We start from the raw sequence: 18,641 nt of genomic DNA, 5'->3' as shown, positions 1-18,641 counted from the left end.
ATGTACAACTTCGATATCGAGACACCCTCGACGGTGAAAGACGCGGTCGCAGCCCTCAAACAAGAGGATGCGCAGCCGCTGAGCGGGGGGCAGACATTGATCCCCACCATGAAGCAGCGCCTTGCCATGCCGTCGGCTCTGGTCAGCCTCAAGGGCATCGACGAGATGCGCGGCATCTGCGAGGACGATGATGGCCGGCTCTGCATTGGTGGCAGCACCACCCACGCCGAGGTGGCGGCCGGCGCGGGGACATACCCCGCGCTGGCGGCGCTGGCGGGCCAGATCGGTGACCCGGCGGTGCGCAATCGCGGCACCATCGGCGGCAGCGTGGCCAACAACGACCCGGCGGCCTGTTACCCCGCCGCCGTGCTGGCCTCGGGGGCGACGGTGACGACCGACCGGCGCGAGATTGCCGCGGATGACTATTTCCAGGGCATGTTCACCACGGCCCTTGAGGAAGGCGAGATCGTCACCGAGGTGAAATTCCCGGTGCCGGAAAAAGCCGCCTACATGAAGTTCGAGCAACCCGCCTCGCGCTTCGCGCTGGTGGGCGTCTTCGTGGCCAAATATCCCGATGGGGTCCGCGTGGCCGTCACTGGCGCCTCGGAAGAAGGCGTGTTCCGCTGGTCCAAGGCCGAGGCGGCGCTGTCGTCGGATTTCTCGGGGGCGGCCCTCGATGGGCTCAGCCTGTCGGGCGATGGCATGATCAATGACCTGCACGGGTCGGGCGATTACCGCGCGCATCTGGTCAAGGTCATGACCAAGCGCGCCGTCGAGGCGGCCTGAACGGGTCTGACCAAAAGGAGCGCGGCCCCGGCGGGGCCGCGCGCATGACATCTCGGGCCCGGGGGAACCCCCGGGCCCTCGCGCGTTTGGCGGGCGCGACGCATTGAGCAGAGGCTGCGTTGGGTGGCAGCTGTTGGAGCCTCCGGCGGGAGTATTTGGGGAAAGATGAAGGGTCAGGTGCTGAAGTGGTGGAGTGTTCCGCTTGGCGCGACGCAGAGGGCTTTGGAGTGGCCCGGGGCGGCCTTTAGGATGCGCTGGATGTCCTTGTGGCTGGTATGGCAGAAAGCGGTGGAGAGGGCATCGGCCATGGCCGCGGTGTCGGCCTCGACGGTGACGGTGGACCATTTGGGCAGGGCACCATGCGGGTCGAGGATATGGGGCTGATCCGGGCCAAGGCGCATCGCGCCGGGGCTGGAGGTGGCCAGCGCCCGGTCGTTCAGCGTTCGGGTGGCCACAAGGCCATGGGTGGGATCGGCCACGCCGACCTGCCAGTCGTGGCCCGTGCCATGGTACTCGCCGATATTGACCAAGACGCGGGTGAGGCCCGCGTGTTTGAGGGCGGCACTGACCAGGTCGGTGGCATAGCCCTGGGCGATGCCGTTGAGGGTCAGCGCCTGACCGGGGGCGAGGGTTATGGCCTGCGGGCCTATGGTCACCCTGTCCCAGCCGATCAAGCGGCGGGTCGGGTCGGGAGTCTTCCCTTGTGCGAGGGCTTGCCAGAGCGGTTGGACCGTTGGGTCAAAGCGCCCGTTCGTCAGGCGGTGGGCCTGATCGCAGAGTTTCAGGAGTTCGGTAAAGCGGGCCTCTGGCCGGTCCAGCCGCCCGGTGGCGTTAAGCTGTGAGAGGCGCGAGGAAGGCTCGTAGAGACTGAAAAGCGCCTCGGTCTTGCGCAGGATCTGTTTCACCTCTTGAAGGGCTGTTTGGGCCTGTGCCTTGGGCGCCTCCAGCGTCAGCGAGACCTCTGCCCCCATGGCGCGCCCTTGCCAGTGGACAGGTTCTGCCCGGGCGGGCAGAGCAAGTGCTGCGGCGGAGATGGCAAGGAAACGGCGGCGGGTGATCATTCGGCGGCGACCTCCGCTTGGGCGGACCTGCGCCCGCGGTTTTTCAAGACCAAGGGGACGCAGCGGCTGGCGTCGTCGTGGATCGCCACGCAATCAAGGCATTGGAAGCATTCGGAATAGTCGATCTCGCCCCTGCGCTTGATGGCGCCGTAGTTGCATTTCACGCGGCATAACTGGCAGGGGGAGCCGCATTCGGCCCGGCGCGCGATCCAGTCGCGCCCGCGCAGGAGCCCGCCGATGGCCATGAAAGCCCCGAGCGGACAGAGGTAGCGGCAGAAGCCCTTGAACAGCACCATGGACAGCAGAAGCCAGAACCCCGCATAGGCCACGTAGTACCATTCGCGGATGAAAAAGGTGGTGATGGCGGTCTTGAAGGGTTCTACCTCGGCGGCCTTGTCGATGTTCTGCGGCGCAAGGAAGACCACCGCCACCAGCCCCGCCAGCAGGATGTATTTGAGGTATTTCAGGCGGTTGTCCCATTTCGGCGATGGCTCGATCCGGGGCAGGCGCAGGGCGCGGCCCGCGTGATGGGCGAATTCCTGTAGCGCGCCGAAGGGGCAAAGCCAGCCACAGAAAAATCCACGCCCCCAAGCCACGAACCCGGAGATGGTGACACCCCAGATCAACAGGGAAAACGGGTCGTAAAGCAGGAAGGCATAGCTGCCTCCCTCATACGCGGTGCGGATCACGCCCAGCACCGTGACGATCGAAAGCTGCCCTTGCCCCCACCAGCCGATGAAGCCGGTGACCACGGCAAGGATGGTCAGGCGCAGGGGGGTGAAATTCTGCGCGCCGGCAAAGCGGGTCATGCCGAGGCTCAGGAGGGTGATCAGCCCGGTCAGGAAAACCCCAAGCACGATCAAATCCGCCTGTCGGTTGCGCAGGGCCTCGCGCCATGGCGGCACGGGTTTGATCTGTTCGGGGCGGGTAAAAAAGCGCTCCGGCGTGCTGTGCGGGACGTCGAGGGTGACTGAGCCGGTTTGCGGCTGGAACATGCCGTGCTCGCGGGTGGCCAGCACCTTGAGCGTCCAGTCGCGTGAGGGGTCAAAGCCAAGGCGGCGGTCGGTGCGCAGGATCATCGCGGTGGCATCAATGGGCGCGCCTTCGGCCAGTTCGACGAAGAGATCGGCATCGCGTAGGGCCACCGGCAGCCCGTCTTGTTCGGCCGAGATCCAATCGGGCGCGGTGTTGCGCACGAAATCCTCGCTGACCAGCCCATGGCGGGCGGTCTCGATCAGCAGGATCGGCTCATCATCCGGGGATATTTCGGTGAAGTTTTGCAGCTCTTGGAAGGTGTCCCCGGACAGGGCCGCGCGGGCGATGGCGGGCGGGCCAAGGTCCACCACCCAAAGGTCGAGATAGGCCGCGTCGGGGGTGTCTTGCGCCTCCGGGTCATCGTCCTCCCACAGGGTGCCATCAAACAGCGCGTCAACCTGCGCATTGGTTACCACGTGGTGCGTGGCGATGCCCTGGTCCACCAGGTCATCCCATGTCAGGGCCTCGTCATGCGCCGGATCGGGGAAAGCGGGCGGCCCGCTGGCCAGCCCCTGCATCTTTTCGCGCGCCACGGCCAGCGCCGCGCCCATCACCGATTCATGGGCGATGCGGACGCTGGCGGTGGCCTTGGTCACCCCGTCGAGGTACTTGAGCGACGATCCGCCCGCCGTTTCGCCATAGGGCGTGCCGACCACGATGGAATCGGAAATCGACAGCCCGCCATATTGTTCGAAAAACGCATGGAACGGCGCCTCGCCCAGCCCCGAGACAAAGATCGGCTCGTTGTGCTCGATCAGTTGCACGTCGATGAACCGTCCTTCGAGGTCCAGCACCACCAACACGTTGATCGGCGCCCCGGAAAAGCCGGGCAGGGGGGCCAGCGGCTCGGTCTCGAAGACATAACCCGCCTCGGCCCCGCCGGAGTTCAGAAGGCTGTAAACCCCCTTGTCGTTGAGCTTTTCACCCACCGAATAGGGCGCGCGCACGTAGTCGCCCAAGGCCTCGCGCGTCAGCAACTCGGCCCAAGCGGGCAGGGCGCAAAGCAGCCCCAGCGCCAGAAGCGCGCATCTTGTGACCAATCCTCCCATACCCGCAGCGTAGGCGCGCGCCCCCGCGCGGGACATTCGACAAAGGTCTAACGCGCGCGCCTCACGGCTACGACCAAAGCAGCATTTCGCGGCGCAGGGGCAGCCGCTACCGTGATTGGTGAACCAGACAGCTATGGGAGGAAAGCACATGTCCTGGACCGCCCCGAAACTGAAAGAAGTCAACTGCGGCATGGAGATCAACATGTATTCTCCGGCCGAGGATGAGGGCCGCGATTACGAGCACGATCTGTTTTGATCGCTCAGGTCGGAGGGCCCGGGATGCGTTTTCTTGTCTTGGGTGCTTCGGCCGGTGGGGGCCTGCCGCAATGGAATTGCGGATGCCGGAATTGTAACGACGCCCGGGCTGGGAACATCCCGGCCTCCGGGCAATCGTCCTTGGCGGTCTCGCTGGATGGGCGCGATTGGGCGGTACTCAACGCCTCGCCTGACATCCGCCAGCAGATGCTGGACAATCCTGCGATGCACCCGCGCGATCTGCGGCATACGCCGGTGGCTTCGGTCCTGCTGACCAATGGCGATATCGATCATATTGCCGGGTTGCTCTCCTTGCGTGAACAGACGCCCTTTACCCTCTACGCCACCGGCGACATCCTCGACCTGCTGGCCGAAAACCGGATTTTCGATGCCGTGAACCGCGAAAAGGTGACGCGCGCGCCTGTCTCGCTCGACACCGATATCCCGCTTCTGCCGGGCCTCACCGCGCGGCTTTTCGCGGTGCCGGGCAAGGTGCCCTTGTTCATGGAAGGTGACACAGTGCAAACCGATTTGATCGGCGAACAAACCGTGGGTGTGCGCCTCGAAGGGGGCGGCAGGGTGGCCTATTACATCCCCGGATGCGCCACGGTGACGCCTGATCTTCTGGCGCAACTCAAAGACGGTGATCAATTGTTCTTTGACGGCACCCTTTGGGATGATGATGAGATGATCCGCACCGGCACCGGCATCAAGACCGGCCGCCGCATGGGGCATATCCCGGTCAGCGGGCCGGAGGGCTCCATCGCCCAACTGGCCGATCTCAAAGCCGCCAAGACCTTCATCCACATCAACAACACCAACCCCATCCTGCAACCCGACAGCCCGGAACGCGCCAAGGTTCTGGCCGCGGGGTGGACCATCGCCCAGGACGGGCAGGAGATCACGCCATGAGCCGCGAAAGCCTTGAGGCCCGCCTGCGCCAGATCGGGGCCGAACGATACCATGACAAGCACCCCTTCCATCACCTGCTGCACTCCGGCGGCTGCACCCCTGATCAAGTGCGCGCATGGGTGATCAACCGCTGGGCCTATCAGGCGGCAATCCCGATGAAGGACGCCGCCTTCATGTCGCGCTGCACCGATCCGGCCATGCGCCGCGAATGGCGCTCGCGGATCGAGGACCACGACGGCGGGGTGGAAGAAGGCGGCGGCATCCGCCGTTGGCTCAAACTGGCCGAGGCGGTGGGGCTGGACCCCGATTTTGTCGCCTCGGGGCGCGGGGTGCTGCCTGCCACGCAATTCGCCGTGGATGCCTATATCCGCTATGTCCGCGACATGCCGCTCTTGCAGGCCGTGGCCTCATCGCTGACGGAACTTTTCGCACCGAAGATTCACGAACAGCGCATCGAAGGGCTGCTGCAACATTACGATTTCGCCAGTACCGAAAGCCTCAGCTATTTTCGCAAACGTCTGACCGAGGCCCCCAAGGACGTGGCCTTTGGCCTTGAATGGGTGCTGACCCACGCCGACACCCCGGAAAAGGAAGACATGGCCGCCGAGGCGCTGATTTTCAAAACCAACGTGCTTTGGGCACAACTGGACGCGCTGCATTCGGCTTATGTCGAACCGGGCCGCATCCCGCCCGGCGCATGGCACCCCGGCGAGGGACTGGCATGAGCCTTGCATTGATCCCAGATGATCGCCCCTACCTGCCGCGCGGCGTGCGCCTGCATGACGATAGGGTGCGGGGTAGCACTGTTTTGCTGGCCCCCGAGAAAGCGGTGGAACTGGATCAAATCGGTGTGGCGATCCTGACCCGTGTCACCGGCGATGCCAGTTTTGCCCAGATTATCGAAGACCTCGCCCAAACCTACAACGCCCCCGCCGCCCAGATCGAAGAGGACGTGCAACGCTTCCTTGTCGGCCTGCGGGCGCGGCTTTACCTGATGGTGCATTGATGCCCGTGCCACCCCCCATCGCCATGCTGGCGGAACTCACCCACCGCTGCCCGCTCAGCTGCCCCTATTGCTCCAACCCCTTGGAGATGGCGGCTAAGGACGCTGAGTTGGACACCGAGATATGGGCCGATGTTTTCCGCCAAGCTGCCGAAATGGGCGTTTTACAACTTCATTTGTCTGGCGGGGAACCGGCCTCGCGCCGCGACCTTGTGGATTTGACCCGCGCCGCGCATGAGGCGAGGCTTTATACCAACCTGATCACCTCGGCCATTGGCCTGACGCCCCGCCGCTTGGACGCGCTGGAGGCGGCGGGGCTGGATCATATCCAGCTTTCGCTGCAAGGCACCAATGCCGACCTTGCCGACCGCATCGGTGGTTATCGCGGTGGCTTTGACCGCAAGATGCAGGCCGCAGAGGACATCGCCAAGCGCGGCATCCCCCTGACGCTCAATGCGGTGATGCACCGCCAGAACCTTGATGATCTGGACCGCACGATCGAAATGGCGGTGGAACTGGGCGCGCGGCGTTTGGAAGTGGCTTGCGTCCAATTCCACGGCTGGGCCACCAAGAATATCGCCGCCCTTCTGCCCACGCGGGAGCAGACCGAGGCCGCCAAGGAGAAGGTGGCCGAGGCGTCAAAGCGCCTGCGCGGGGTGCTGGCCTTCGATTTCGTGCCGCCCGATTACTATGCCGATTATCCCAAATCCTGCATGGGCGGTTGGGGGTCGGCGGGCCTCAACGTGGCCCCCGATGGCACGGTGCTGCCTTGCCACGCGGCCCAGACCATCCCGCATCTGGAGTTTGAAAACGTCCGCGAAACGCCGCTCGAATCCATCTGGTACAACAGCGCCGCCTTCAACACCTATCGCGGCATCGATTGGCTGCCGGAACCGTGCCAGAGTTGTGAGCGTAAAGAGATCGATTTCGGCGGTTGCCGCTGTCAGGCTCTGGCGCTTGCCGGCGATGCCGGGGCGACCGATCCGGTTTGTATAAAATCCCCCGATCATCACCGCGTTGTATCGATGTTGGGACAGGCGGATGACGACGCGGATCTGACGTATCGCGTCAATGCCTGAGCGTGGTTTCGTACGACTCGTACGAAAGGGGTGGATGACCGCGTGATTTTCGTACGAAACGCGGGCTATTTACGTACGACTCGTACGCTGGCCTTTGTTGGGGGAGGGCGTTACAACCGGCAGCCAGACCATGATCCGCGTTAACCTTTTCAGGCCAGAATGACCGCCCAAGACCACTCTCTTATCCCCGCATGGGTCGATGGCACCCTGATGCCCGTGGATAAACTGCACGTGCATCGCAAAGGGCTGCGTCACAAGGCGGTGTCGGTCTTTGTTCTGCATGAAAATCAAGTGCTTATACAACGCCGTGCCTTGGGGAAGTATCACACGCCGGGGCTGTGGGCGAACACCTGCTGTACCCATCCCCATTGGAATGAGGCCCCCGAGGCTTGTGCGCATCGCCGTCTGGAAGAAGAGTTGGGAATCAATGGGTTAGACCTCAACTATCGCGATCAGGTCGAATATCGCGCCGATGTCGGTGGGGGGCTGATCGAACATGAAGTGGTCGATATATTCCTGGCCCCTGTCGAACACCGCATCCCTGTCACCCCCAACCCCGAGGAAGTCATGGATGTGGCATGGATCGCGATGGATGATCTTGTGGCACAAACCCGCGAGACCCCCAATATCTACACCCCGTGGCTGCGGATTTACCTTGAGGATCACGCCACGCAGATCTTTTCCTCATCCGCGAGGTGTATGCCATTCCCGTTCAATTGAAGGGTGTTTTCATCCGAAAATCCGGGAAATGGCGAAATCCCGACCATCCGCGAATCCACCACCTGACCAAGGGCCATACGCCCCGGTTGCGTCGTGCCCGAAATGTCGCAAATCTCAAGGGCGGATTGTAGGGCAGCGTTGTTCGCGCCCCTCATGAAAGGCGTTTGGAAACAATGACCTGAAGGGGTGTGTGGTAGCCCGTAGGGGAATCGAACCCCTCTTTCCAGGTTGAAAACCTGGCGTCCTAACCGATAGACGAACGGGCCATACCGTGGCGTGAGGCGGTTACTAGGCAAAAGCGGCGGTGCGCGCAAGAGGGTTTTTGCAAAAAATACCTCCTGCAAACCATTCTTTTCGCGACGCCGTTAGATGCCGTGCCTCAACCTGCTTCGGCAGCGTCTTCAAGGCGCAATTGAACGGACTGCCGCCCGCCCCAAGTGTTGATGTCCAGCCGTCCGGCAAGGTGGAAACGCGCACCGCCGTGGTTTTCCAGACGGGGGCCAAGCGGACCATCGTAAGCACCGAAAACTATCGCCTCCATGCTTGCCCCCAGACCGTCGCCAAAGCGCAGTTTAAGGTGGGAGTCCCCTACACGCTTTGCGAATTGGATCGCCATGTCGGGAAAGGCATAGCGGGGGCCGGGGGCCCCTGCACCGAATGGGCCTGCGGCTTCGATCTGTTCGACAAGCTCCACCGTGGCGGCGCCGGGCATGAGTACACCGTCAAGGCGCAGGTCGGCTGGCCCGGCGGTGCCCGCCCCTTGCTTGGCCAACAGATCAGACAGGCGGGCCATGGCGGCGTCGAGCTTATCACGGGCCACGGTCAGGCCGGCGGCCATCTTATGCCCGCCGCCCTTGATCAAAAGCCCTTCGGCGGCGAGCCTCTGAATAGACGCCCCCAGATCGACGCCCGAGACCGAGCGGCCCGATCCTTTGCCCTCATCCCCGTCAAAACCGATGACAATGGCGGGGCGGTTCGTGGCCTCCTTGAGGCGCGAGGCGACGATGCCAACGACGCCGGGGTGCCAGCCTTCGCCGGCGGCCCAGACAAGCGGGGCGTCCAACCCGCGTTCTTCGGCTTGCTCAAGGGCGGCAGCGCGCACCAGCCCTTCGATCTCGCGCCGTTCGGTGTTGAGTTGGTCCAGCCGTTCGGCCATGGATTTCGCCTCGGCCAGATTATCACTGGCCAGGAGCCGCGCCCCAAGATCGGCACGGCCCACGCGCCCGCCCGCATTCACGCGGGGGCCAAGGACGAAACCCAGGTGATAGGCGGCTGGGGCCGTATCGAGCCGGGAAATATCCGAAAGTGCCACAAGCCCCGGACGGTCGCGCCGGGCCATGACACGCAGGCCCTGACGCACGAAGGCGCGGTTGACGCCCTTGAGCGGGGCAACATCGGCGACGGTGGCCAGTGCCACAAGATCAAGCATCGCCATGAGGTCGGGGCCGCGCTTGCCCGCCTCGCGCAACTGGCGGCCCGCCTCGACCAGCATCAGGAACACCACGGCGGCTGCGCAGAGATGAGCCAGATCGCCGGGTTCGTCCTGTCGGTTGGGGTTTACCACGGCAACTGCGGGAGGCAGGGTTTCGCCGCCGAGGTGGTGGTCGAGCACCAGCACATCGGCCCCTTTGGCGGCGGCGATGGCGTCATGGCTGAGCGTGCCGCAATCGACGCAGATGATCAGGTCGTGCTTGGCGGCAAGATCGGCCATGGCGGGTTCGTTCGGGCCATAACCCTCGTCGATCCGGTCGGGGATATAAAGCGTGGCCTGCTGTCCCATCTGGCGCAACCAGTCGATCAACAGCGCGGCAGAGGTGCCGCCATCGACATCGTAATCGGCGAAAATCGCGATGGCCTCGCGTCGCTCTACCGCTTGCAGGAAGCGGGTGGCGGCGGGGTCCATGTCTTTTAGGCTGCGCGGATCGGGCAGCAGGTCGCGCAGTTGTGGGGCGAGGTAGGATTGGGTGTCTTCGGTTGCCACGCCCAGCCGGGCCAGGGTTTGGCACAAGGGGCGGGGCAGGGCGGTGGCCTGTGCCATGGCTTCGGCCTGCCGCTCAACCTCCAAAGACGGGCCGATCCAATGCCGCCCCGTCAGGGAGTGTGTGATGCCAAGAAAGCCCTCGGCCACGCGTCAGCGCAGCGGGCTGCGGTAGGTCATGCGGCGCAGCGATCCGGTTTTCGAGCGCATCAGCACGGTTTCGGTCTCAACGTAGTCCGGGCGGCGCTTGATGCCCGATACGACCGAGCCATTGGTCACGCCGGTGGCGGCGATGATAACGTCGCAGGTGACCATTTCGTCGCGCGAATAGACACGATCGAGATCGGTGATCCCTGCCTTGGCAGCACGGCCCTTTTCATCGTCGTTGCGGAACAGCAAGCGGCCCCACATCTGCCCGCCCATGCATTTCAGGGCGCTGGCGGCAAGCACGCCTTCGGGGGCGCCACCGGCGCCCATGTACATGTCAATGCCGGTGAGGCCGGGTTCGGCGCAGTGCATGACACCGGCCACGTCGCCATCGGAAATCATGTAGATCGCGGCACCGGTGGAGCGGACGCTGTCGATCATCTCTTGGTGGCGGGGGCGTTCGAGGATGCAGACGGTAATCTCGTGCGGGGCACAGCCCTTGGCCTTGGCAAGTGCTTCGACCCGTTCCTTGGGGCTCATGTCGAGGGAAACCACGTCTTTGTCATAGCCCGGCCCGATGGCCAGCTTGTCCATATAAACGTCAGGCGCGTGCAGCAGGGTGCCGCGCGGCGCCATGGCGATCACGGTCAGGGCGTTGGGCATCGCCTTGGCCGTCAGGGTGGTGCCTTCGAGCGGGTCGAGGGCAATGTCCACGCCGGGGCCGTCGCCCGTGCCCACTTCTTCGCCAATATAGAGCATCGGGGCTTCGTCGCGTTCGCCTTCGCCGATGACCACGACGCCCTGAATCGCCAGCATGTTAAGCTGTTCACGCATGGCGTTTACCGCCGCTTGGTCAGCGGCTTTTTCGTCACCGCGCCCGATGAGGTCGGCGCAGGCGAGGGCTGCGGCCTCGGACACGCGGGCCAAGCCCAGAGACAGCGAGCGGTCATTGAAATCCACGGGGGCGGTCATGGCAAATCCTTGTTCTTTTCAAGCCGCGTCAGCATTAGCGGCCCGGGGTCTTGCGCACAAGGGCGCGATCAAACGGTTTCAATCCGCAGGGCGACGGGGCTTTGGGCCATGACATCAAGTTTCGACATGGCTTCAAGCGCAGTATCCAGTGCGCTGCGGGTGGTTTTATGGGTCACGACCAGCACCGGAGCGGTGCTGTCGTCGTGGCGGTACTGGCGCATCCGGTCAATGGAAATCCCGGCCTCGCCCAGAACGGTGGCGACCTTGGCCAACGCGCCGGGTTTGTCCTCAAGCGCCATGCGCAGGTAATAGGGAGCGGGCGTGACCGCGCGGGCCGGTTTGACCTTTTCAAGTTTGTCAGCCGGTTTGCCGAAGGTGGGCAAGTGAACACCACGGGCAATATCCATCACGTCGCCCATCACCGCGCTTGCGGTGGGGCCTTCACCCGCGCCGGGGCCGCGCAGCACGATCTGTTCGACCATGTCGCCTTCGAGGACACACATATTTGTGCCACCTTCGAGCTGGCCCAGGGGGCTGCTGGCGGGGACGAGGCAGGGTGACATGCGTTGTTCCAGTCCACGTCCCGTCAGCTGCGCCACGCCCAGAAGCTTGATGCGATAGCCCATGTCGGCGGCGTGGTTGATGTCTTCCAGCGTGATCGACTGGATGCCTTCGAGTTCCACGGCGTCGAAATCGACCTGCGTGCCAAAGGCGATGGACGACAGGATGGCCAGCTTGTGACCTGCGTCGATGCCGCCCACATCGAGGTTGGGATCCGCTTCGAGGAAGCCCAGCTTGTCGGCTTCCTCGAACAGGGCGTTATAGCCTTGGCCGGTGGCCTGCATCCTTGTCAGGATATAGTTGCAGGTGCCGTTCATCACGCCCATGACGCGGGTGATCTCATTGCCTGCCAGCCCTTCCATCAGGGATTTGATGACCGGGATGCCCCCGGCGACAGCGGCTTCGTAGCGGATCGATCGCCCCTGTTTTTCGGCCAGTTCGGCAAGTGCCTGACCGTTGTGCGCCAGCATCGCCTTGTTGGCGGTGACCACGTGTTTGCCGGCCTTGAGGGCGGCTTCGGTCGCGGCCTTGGCAGGGCCATCCGACCCGCCCATGAGCTCCACGAAAACGTCCACATCATCGCGCGTGGCAAGCGCCACGGGGTCGTCTTCCCACGCGTAATCCGACAGGTTGACACCACGATCCTTGTCGCGGCTACGCGCCGAAACCGCGCTAAGCGTGACCGCACGTCCTGCGCGGTCTTCCAAAAGCGAGGCTTTCTGGCGAATGATCTTCACAACACCGGTGCCCACGGTGCCCAATCCGGCGATACCAAGGCGCAGGGGGTCAGACATGGGCTTCTCCGATCATCGTTTATTTATGGGTCTGGAAGCGCGATGTAACGGGTTCACGCGGCCCTTGCAACGCGGGTTTTTCACACGCTCAGGGTTGGTTCACACCCTGTGACATCCGTGCCCGCGTTCCCCCATCGACGACGGTACCTTTGAGCCGCATGGCGCGGTTTCGCAGACGCGTGATGCGAGCCTCAAGCGCGGCTTGGCTTTCAGGGGTGACGGCAGTTTGTGGGGCCTGGGCGCGAAGTGTCTCGACGGGAACCAGTTGAGGGTAGGGCGCGTCACGTGAGCCAAGGTCGGCGTCGTCTTGCAGTTCGGGGAACTGGCTACAGGCGGCCAGGGTGGCAGCGGCGGTCAGGCAGGATATGGCGAGTTTACGCATGAACACGGGGGCCTTTCGGGGCATGTGTCTCTCTATTGCCATTCTTTGGGTGGGAGGGGCAAGCGGGGCATTGATTTGAACGCATGTTCAGATAAGGATGGCCCCATGGCACGAACCCAAGGATCCCACTCCGGCATAACTGGCCCCAAGGTGCGCGAAGCGGCTATACGGCTCTTTGCTGAAAACGGCTATGCCGCTGTTTCCATGAGGAAAATTGCGACTGAGGTGGGTGTGCAAGCGGGGGCGTTGTATAACTATACCCCCGATAAGCAGACATTGTTGTTCGATCTGCTCAAGGGACATATGGAGGAATTGTTGGGGGCGCGTGCAGAGACCCCTGCGCCGGACGATCCGGCCCGTGCCCTGGAGCAATTTACCCGCTTTCACATTCGGTTTCACCACGAGCGACCCGAGGCCGTGTTCATTTCCTACATGGAACTGCGCAATCTGACGCCGGAAAACTTCGAGGTAATTGAGGGGCTCAGGCGGCAGTACGAGGATCAATTGGAAGATATTCTCAGGCGCGGGGTGGCCAGCGGGGCCTTCGACGTGACCGAACCCAAGATCGCGACGATGGCTGTGATCGCGATGCTGACCGGGGTCAACACTTGGTTTCGCGAGGGAGGGCGGTTGAGCCTCCCCGAGGTCGAGGAAATCTACTGGCAGATGGTGCGCAAGGCCGTCATGGCCTCAGTCGGATCGAATCAGGGGTAACCGGTTGAAAAGGCAGGAGAACCATGACCTGCAAAACGTCGGTATCCTGTCGGTATTGCGCCGGCACACAAATTCTCGCGTTGCAAGGCAACCACAGCGCATTACCGTCCGGATCACACGGATGAAGTCATTGCCTTCAAGGCCAGATATGTCAGAAAATGTGGAGGCGAGTACCGGAATCGAACCGGTGTACACGGATTTGCAATCCGCTGCGTCACCACTCCGCCAACTCGCCGAAGTGGAGTTCCATCTAGGGGTTCTGGGCGGGGGCGTCAAGCTGTTATTGGAAGCATCGCGCGGGGTGCGATGAGTCGCTTTATTGCGGCCTGTCAATGACCGCTTTGCCCAGATTGGCATGCTCGTATGACGTGAAATTCCCGGAGCAATCCGGCGTCAGCGCGGTGGGCGGGGCCGTCGCTATCGGCATTGTTCCCGTTTTTGGATTGTGCCACTATAGGAGAACAGGATTCTGAACAGATGAGTTTAGCCCATGACTAACTATGCCGCGCGCCGAACGATGATGGTGGATACGCAGGTTCGCCCCTCGGACGTCACGAAATTTCCAATCATCGATGCGATGCTTTCGGTCCCGCGTGAGGCCTTCGTGCCGCGTGAACTGCGTGAGGCGGCCTATGTTGGCGAGAATGTCGATCTTGGCGGCGGACGTGTGGTTCTGGAGCCGCGAACCTTGGCCAAGATGCTGGATGCACTGGATATTCAGGGGGATGAACTGGTTCTCGATATCGGATCTGCGCTTGGCTATTCTTCGGCGGTGATCGCGCGGATGGCCGAGGCGGTTGTCGCGGTCGAGGAAGATGGTGCGATGCTGCGCGAGGCACAGGGCCTGCTGATCGAACATGGCGCCGACAATGTCATCCTGCATGAAGGCCCCTTGGCCGATGGCGCGGCAGAACATGGCCCCTACGATGTGATCCTTTTGCAAGGCGCGGTTGAACATCTGCCCGAGGGGCTGACCGGGCAACTCAAGGACGGCGGGCGCATTGCTTGCCTGTTCATGGAAGGCGCCCTTGGTGCGGTGCGTGTGGGATACAAGATTGATGGGCATATCAACTGGCGCTTCGCGTTCAACGCGGGGGCGCCGGTCTTGCCGGGGTTCGAACGGCACGCGGCCTTCACCCTGTAATTTCAGTCCGCGTAAAGACGGAGACGGTTCATTGCGCAAGTCAAAGGCACGGATTATCAAAACAGCGGTCGTGGCGATCGGGCTTGCGGTCGTGACGCCCGTGGCGGCCAAGGCCGAGAACTTGGCGGATGCCCTTGCGGATGCCTATAAGAACAGCGGATTGATCGCACAGAACCGGGCGCTTTTGCGCGCGGCGGATGAGGATGTGGCCTCGATCGTTTCCGAACTGCGCCCGATCATCAACTGGACGGCGGATGCCACGCGCAATTTCGGAAAGACACGCACCAACGGAATCAGGCAGCCGATATCGAGTACGACCGCGAATATTGGGGTGTCGCTTGATTTGCTGCTTTATGATTTCGGACGGACCCCCCTGCGCATCGAAGCTGCCAAGGAAACCGTTCTTGCCACCCGTGAAGGATTGCGCAGCGTTGAGCAGCAAGTGCTGTTTCGGGCCATACAAGCCTATATGAACCTGCGCAGAAACAGCCAGTTCGTATCGCTGCGTGAAAACAATCTGCGCCTTTTGCAGCAAGAACTTCGTGCGGCTCAGGACCGATTTGAGGTCGGAGAAGTGACCCGCACAGATGTGGCTCAGGCCGAGGCGGCCCTTGCACTTGCGCGGAGTGGTCTGGCGACTGCGCGGGGCAATCTGGCGCAGGCGATCGAGGAATTCCGCGCCGCTGTTGGGCGCGCCCCGGGCCAATTGCGCGCACCGCAGCGCCTGCCCGCGCTCAAGAGAGGCGCCGAGGGAGCCAAGGGCTTGGCGCTACGTAATCACCCTGATGCTTTGCAGGTTCGGCATGAAGTTTCCTCCTCTGAGCTGACGGTGAAGGCCGCAGCGGCCGCAATGAAGCCAACCATTGGCTTGACCGCAGGGCTGCGTGTGGGGGAATCTGTTACGGACAGTGACAATTCGCGTTCGGGATCAGTCGGCGTGCAGATGAGTGGCCCGATCTATCAAGGTGGTCGGCTCAGTTCGGCAAAGCGCCGGGCCATGGCCGTGCGTGACCAAACTCGCGCACGGCTTCTGACGACCAACCTGCGGTTGGCGCAGGATGTGGGTAACGCCTATGCCACGCTTGAAGCTGCGCGGGCCAGCCGAACCGCAAACCAAGAGGCCGTGCGTGCGGCACGTGTCGCGTTTCGTGGTGTGAGGGAGGAGGCCAAGCTGGGCGCTCGGACCACGCTGGATGTTTTGGACGCAGAGCAAAACCTTCTCGACGCGCGTACGAACCTGATTTCTGCCGAGGTCGATGTTTACATCGCCGCTTATGCGGTATTGGGCGCGATCGGGCAGTTGACGGCCAAGGACCTGAACCTGAACGTGCCGACCTATGATCCCGCAGCCTATTACAACATGGTCAAGACCGCCCCGGCAGAGATGAGTGCACAGGGCCGGAAATTGGATCGTGTATTGAAGGCTTTGGGCAAGCAATAGGTTGGGCGACGCCCATCGGGGTAGAGTGCTGCTTCAAGTTTAACTCGAAACAGGTCCGCTAACTTGTTGTGTGAAACTGCGCTCAAGGGTAAACTGGGGTGAGGCAAGAGTGGTGTCCAAATATGTCCAATCCCGTTACCAATGCGGAAATCGAGGATGTTCTGTCCTCAATTCGTCGTCTTGTTTCTACCGATGACCGGGAGAAAACAGGTGCGACTAAAGCTGTGCACAATGAACAGGACAAGCTGGTTTTGACGCCATCGCAACGGGTGGACGAGGCGCCGCAAGAGGACGGTGTTTTTGATTCCGAGGCGACCGGGGAGGCCCCTGATGTGACCGATACGGTGGCCAGCCTTGAGCAATATGCCATTGAGCCTGAGGCCGAATCGGGTGCCTCCGAGGCGGAACCCGAGCCACAAGAGGCGTCCGGGGACGTGGCGCAGGGCGAAGATGAATACTCTGAAGATTTTACGGCAGAGGAACAGGCCTGGACACCCGAGTTCAAGCATCAAGATATTGATCAATCCGAAGCGCAGGAGGAGGTCGCAGAGGATGATGTCCGCCATGAGCCTGAAGACGAGCCTGTGCAAGCGGTATCGGGGAACGCGGAGGTAGAGGACGAGGCCCCCCAGATCGAAAAGCAGGCCCCCCCCGATTTGCAGGCTCGGATTGCCAGTGTCGAGGCGGCTCTTGCCGGGCGTGACGACGAATGGGAACCCGATGGTGAAGGTGAGAGTGCCTATGCCGGTGGTAAGGTCACGACGCTGGAGTGGGAAGACCACGGGGTGGATGATGCTTCAGAGGCCGTGGATATGCGTTTCGAGGCGGCTTATGACGAAGGATTCGAGCCGGATGCCGAGGAGCTTTCGGATGAGGTCACCCCGTCGGCAACCGAGCAAGATGACCATCTGGATAATGCAAATTCCGAGGCCCCCGAAGAGGCCGAGGAGGATTGGCAGCTACAGGCGGATGTGCTGGACGAAGACGCCCTGCGCGACATGGTGAGCGAGATCGTCCGTCAGGAACTTCAGGGCGCTTTGGGGGAGCGGATCACCCGCAATGTGCGCAAGCTGGTGCGGCGGGAAATTCACCGTGCGCTTGCCAGTCAGGAGTTCGAATAGCATCTGGGTGTTTTGGCCAGCTCCAAAAGCAGATCCAGATCGAGATGACTTTCGATATGTTCGGCGAGAGCATCAAGCGTCGTCTCTACGCTGTCCGTGAATGCGAGGTCGGATGTCACTCCGAGATCGCCCAGAATAGCGCCACGGAAGGCATCCGACGAGAATAACCCATGTAAATAGCAGCCCCGTACCCGGCCTGAAGGGGATGCTGCGCCTTCGGTACGTTCCCCGACCCGCAACCATGCGCGGGCACAGTCGGGGCCTGTGGTTGCCCCAAGATGAATTTCATAACCTGTCACCGGATCGCCGGTGGGTAGGTAAGTGGCCTCAGTCAGGGACAGGTGCTTTTCGGGTTTCATCACGGTGATCACATCGAGATGCCCAAGACCGGGAACACGACCTGCTTTTCCCTCTATCCCTTCGGGGTCGGCGATGTCACGGCCCAGCATTTGATAGCCGCCACAAATGCCCATGACATGCCCGCCGCGGCGGATATGGGCGTGCAGGTCCACATCCCAGCCTTGCGCGCGGAAATCGGCCAGATCGGCAATGGTGGATTTGCTGCCCGGGATCAGCACAAGATCGGCGTCGCCGGGGAGGGGGCGACCGGGTTCGATAATTTCAACGCTGACATTGGGTTCACTCGATAGCGGGTCGAGGTCGTCGAAATTGGCGATCCGGGGCAGGCGTGGTACGGCCACCTTGTAACTGCCGCCGGGGGTCGAGGTGATGTCCATCACGTCCTCGGCGGGAAGGCGCCATGCGTCGCGGAACCACGGCAGAACGCCAAGTGAAGGCCATCCGGTGCGTTTGGTGATCTCGGTCAGGCCGTCGTCAAATAGGCTGACGTCCCCGCGAAACTTGTTGATGGCAAAACCTTTGATATGGGCCGCGTCCTCGGGGGGCAGGATGGTCTGGGTGCCGACGATCTGCGCGATAACGCCGCCACGGTCGATGTCGCCCAAAAGGATCACCGGCACGCCAGCTGCCTCGGCAAAGCCCATGTTGGCGATGTCACCTTTGCGCAGGTTGATCTCGGCGGGGCTTCCGGCGCCTTCGACAACCACCAGATCGCTGTCGCCACATAACCGGGTGAAGCTTTGCAGCACGGCCTCTAGAAGCTGTGGCTTGGCTTGTGCATACTTACGGGCCCGAAGGGTGGCGACACGCTGGCCCTGTACGATCACCTGCGCGCCGGTATCGGTTTCGGGCTTGAGCAGAACGGGATTCATGTCGGTATGCGGCGCGCGACGGGCCGCCATGGCCTGAAGTGCCTGCGCGCGGCCAATCTCGCCGCCGTCTTCAGTGACGGCCGCATTGTTCGACATATTTTGCGGCTTAAACGGGGCCACGCGTAATCCGCGCTTTACAAAGGCCCGCGTGAGCCCTGCAACAACCATGGACTTGCCCACGTTCGAGCCCGCGCCCTGTATCATGATGGCCTTGGTCATGCCGCTCCTTTGCCTTGCCACGGGAGGTGATACTGA

General features: G+C 62.4%; 18 protein-coding genes and 2 tRNA genes. 11 read left to right on the top strand and 9 right to left on the bottom strand.

What is annotated here, in order from left to right:
* Entirely contained in the window at nucleotides 1-786 is a 786-nt protein-coding gene (locus tag FDP25_RS03845) for an FAD binding domain-containing protein (RefSeq protein WP_154149107.1), read from the top strand.
* 173 nt (nucleotides 787-959) lie between these two features.
* Here the strand turns inward: FDP25_RS03845 and FDP25_RS03840 are convergent, their stop codons facing one another.
* Complete coding sequence (locus FDP25_RS03840; RefSeq protein ID WP_154149105.1) at nucleotides 960-1,847, bottom strand: FAD:protein FMN transferase; 888 nt, start codon at nucleotides 1,845-1,847, stop codon at nucleotides 960-962.
* Nucleotides 1,844-3,931: a 4Fe-4S binding protein gene (locus FDP25_RS03835; protein ID WP_154149103.1), complete on the bottom strand. Its 2,088-nt coding sequence runs from the start codon at nucleotides 3,929-3,931 to the stop codon at nucleotides 1,844-1,846. The genes FDP25_RS03840 and FDP25_RS03835 overlap by 4 nt, the downstream gene beginning before the upstream one ends.
* Nucleotides 3,932-4,079: 148 nt before the next feature.
* On the opposite strand from FDP25_RS03835, the gene pqqA reads away from it, so the two are divergent.
* From pqqA to idi, 6 genes are all read left to right on the top strand, one after another.
* Nucleotides 4,080-4,187, top strand: coding sequence for a pyrroloquinoline quinone precursor peptide PqqA (pqqA, locus tag FDP25_RS03830; RefSeq protein ID WP_154149101.1), 108 nt, complete (start codon nucleotides 4,080-4,082; stop codon nucleotides 4,185-4,187).
* Between the two features lie 23 nt (nucleotides 4,188-4,210).
* Nucleotides 4,211-5,098, top strand: coding sequence for a pyrroloquinoline quinone biosynthesis protein PqqB (gene pqqB / locus FDP25_RS03825; RefSeq protein ID WP_154149099.1), 888 nt, complete (start codon nucleotides 4,211-4,213; stop codon nucleotides 5,096-5,098).
* Nucleotides 5,095-5,823 carry a pyrroloquinoline-quinone synthase PqqC gene (gene pqqC / locus FDP25_RS03820; protein ID WP_154149096.1) on the top strand — a complete coding sequence of 243 codons (729 nt, stop codon included), beginning with the start codon at nucleotides 5,095-5,097 and terminating at the stop codon, nucleotides 5,821-5,823. Before pqqB ends, pqqC begins: the two co-directional genes overlap by 4 nt.
* Complete coding sequence (gene pqqD, locus FDP25_RS03815; RefSeq protein WP_154149094.1) at nucleotides 5,820-6,104, top strand: pyrroloquinoline quinone biosynthesis peptide chaperone PqqD; 285 nt, start codon at nucleotides 5,820-5,822, stop codon at nucleotides 6,102-6,104. The genes pqqC and pqqD overlap by 4 nt, the downstream gene beginning before the upstream one ends.
* Nucleotides 6,104-7,180, top strand: coding sequence for a pyrroloquinoline quinone biosynthesis protein PqqE (gene pqqE, locus FDP25_RS03810; protein WP_154149092.1), 1,077 nt, complete (start codon nucleotides 6,104-6,106; stop codon nucleotides 7,178-7,180). Before pqqD ends, pqqE begins: the two co-directional genes overlap by 1 nt.
* A gap of 159 nt (nucleotides 7,181-7,339) precedes the next feature.
* The gene (idi, locus tag FDP25_RS03805) at nucleotides 7,340-7,900 is read left to right on the top strand and encodes an isopentenyl-diphosphate Delta-isomerase (protein ID WP_154149090.1); all 561 of its coding nucleotides are present in this window, start codon (nucleotides 7,340-7,342) and stop codon (nucleotides 7,898-7,900) included.
* A 191-nt stretch (nucleotides 7,901-8,091) separates the two neighbouring features.
* Here the strand turns inward: idi and FDP25_RS03800 are convergent.
* The 5 genes from FDP25_RS03800 to FDP25_RS03780 all read right to left on the bottom strand — a co-directional run bounded on the left by FDP25_RS03800 (nucleotide 8,092) and on the right by FDP25_RS03780 (nucleotide 12,758).
* Nucleotides 8,092-8,166, bottom strand: a tRNA-Glu gene (locus FDP25_RS03800).
* A 113-nt stretch (nucleotides 8,167-8,279) separates the two neighbouring features.
* Nucleotides 8,280-10,028 (bottom strand): single-stranded-DNA-specific exonuclease RecJ, encoded by a 1,749-nt coding sequence (gene recJ, locus FDP25_RS03795; protein WP_343031951.1) that lies wholly within the window; start codon nucleotides 10,026-10,028, stop codon nucleotides 8,280-8,282.
* Between the two features lie 3 nt (nucleotides 10,029-10,031).
* Complete coding sequence (gene glpX, locus FDP25_RS03790) at nucleotides 10,032-10,997, bottom strand: class II fructose-bisphosphatase (protein ID WP_154149088.1); 966 nt, start codon at nucleotides 10,995-10,997, stop codon at nucleotides 10,032-10,034.
* A 68-nt stretch (nucleotides 10,998-11,065) separates the two neighbouring features.
* Entirely contained in the window at nucleotides 11,066-12,352 is a 1,287-nt protein-coding gene (locus FDP25_RS03785; protein WP_154149086.1) for a homoserine dehydrogenase, read from the bottom strand.
* Nucleotides 12,353-12,440: 88 nt separating this feature from the next.
* Nucleotides 12,441-12,758 (bottom strand): hypothetical protein, encoded by a 318-nt coding sequence (locus FDP25_RS03780; protein ID WP_154149084.1) that lies wholly within the window; start codon nucleotides 12,756-12,758, stop codon nucleotides 12,441-12,443.
* 81 nt (nucleotides 12,759-12,839) lie between these two features.
* On the opposite strand from FDP25_RS03780, the gene FDP25_RS03775 reads away from it, so the two are divergent.
* On the top strand, nucleotides 12,840-13,448 hold the full coding sequence (locus tag FDP25_RS03775) for a TetR/AcrR family transcriptional regulator (protein ID WP_154149082.1): 609 nt from the start codon (nucleotides 12,840-12,842) through the stop codon (nucleotides 13,446-13,448).
* A 161-nt stretch (nucleotides 13,449-13,609) separates the two neighbouring features.
* On the opposite strand, the gene FDP25_RS03770 is transcribed toward FDP25_RS03775, so the two are convergent.
* Nucleotides 13,610-13,683: transfer RNA gene (locus FDP25_RS03770), tRNA-Cys, on the bottom strand.
* 255 nt (nucleotides 13,684-13,938) lie between these two features.
* Here FDP25_RS03770 and FDP25_RS03765 point away from each other — a divergent pair.
* From FDP25_RS03765 to FDP25_RS03755, 3 genes are all read left to right on the top strand, one after another.
* Nucleotides 13,939-14,592, top strand: coding sequence for a protein-L-isoaspartate O-methyltransferase family protein (locus FDP25_RS03765; protein WP_154149080.1), 654 nt, complete (start codon nucleotides 13,939-13,941; stop codon nucleotides 14,590-14,592).
* Nucleotides 14,593-14,662: 70 nt separating this feature from the next.
* A complete protein-coding gene (locus tag FDP25_RS03760) occupies nucleotides 14,663-16,033 on the top strand; it encodes a TolC family outer membrane protein (RefSeq protein ID WP_343031950.1) in 1,371 nt (456 codons plus the stop codon).
* Between the two features lie 122 nt (nucleotides 16,034-16,155).
* Entirely contained in the window at nucleotides 16,156-17,154 is a 999-nt protein-coding gene (locus FDP25_RS03755) for a hypothetical protein (protein WP_154149076.1), read from the top strand.
* Here the strand turns inward: FDP25_RS03755 and FDP25_RS03750 are convergent.
* A complete protein-coding gene (locus tag FDP25_RS03750; RefSeq protein WP_154149074.1) occupies nucleotides 17,139-18,605 on the bottom strand; it encodes a cobyric acid synthase in 1,467 nt (488 codons plus the stop codon). The two genes, FDP25_RS03755 and FDP25_RS03750, sit on opposite strands and share 16 nt — an antisense overlap.
* Nucleotides 18,606-18,641: the final 36 nt, after the last annotated feature.

Origin of the sequence: Roseovarius bejariae (assembly GCF_009669325.1) — a bacterium.
GTDB classification, from domain to species: domain Bacteria; phylum Pseudomonadota; class Alphaproteobacteria; order Rhodobacterales; family Rhodobacteraceae; genus Roseovarius; species Roseovarius bejariae.
Note: the sequence above shows the minus strand (reverse complement) of the source record. Positions and strands in the feature narration are given on the sequence as shown.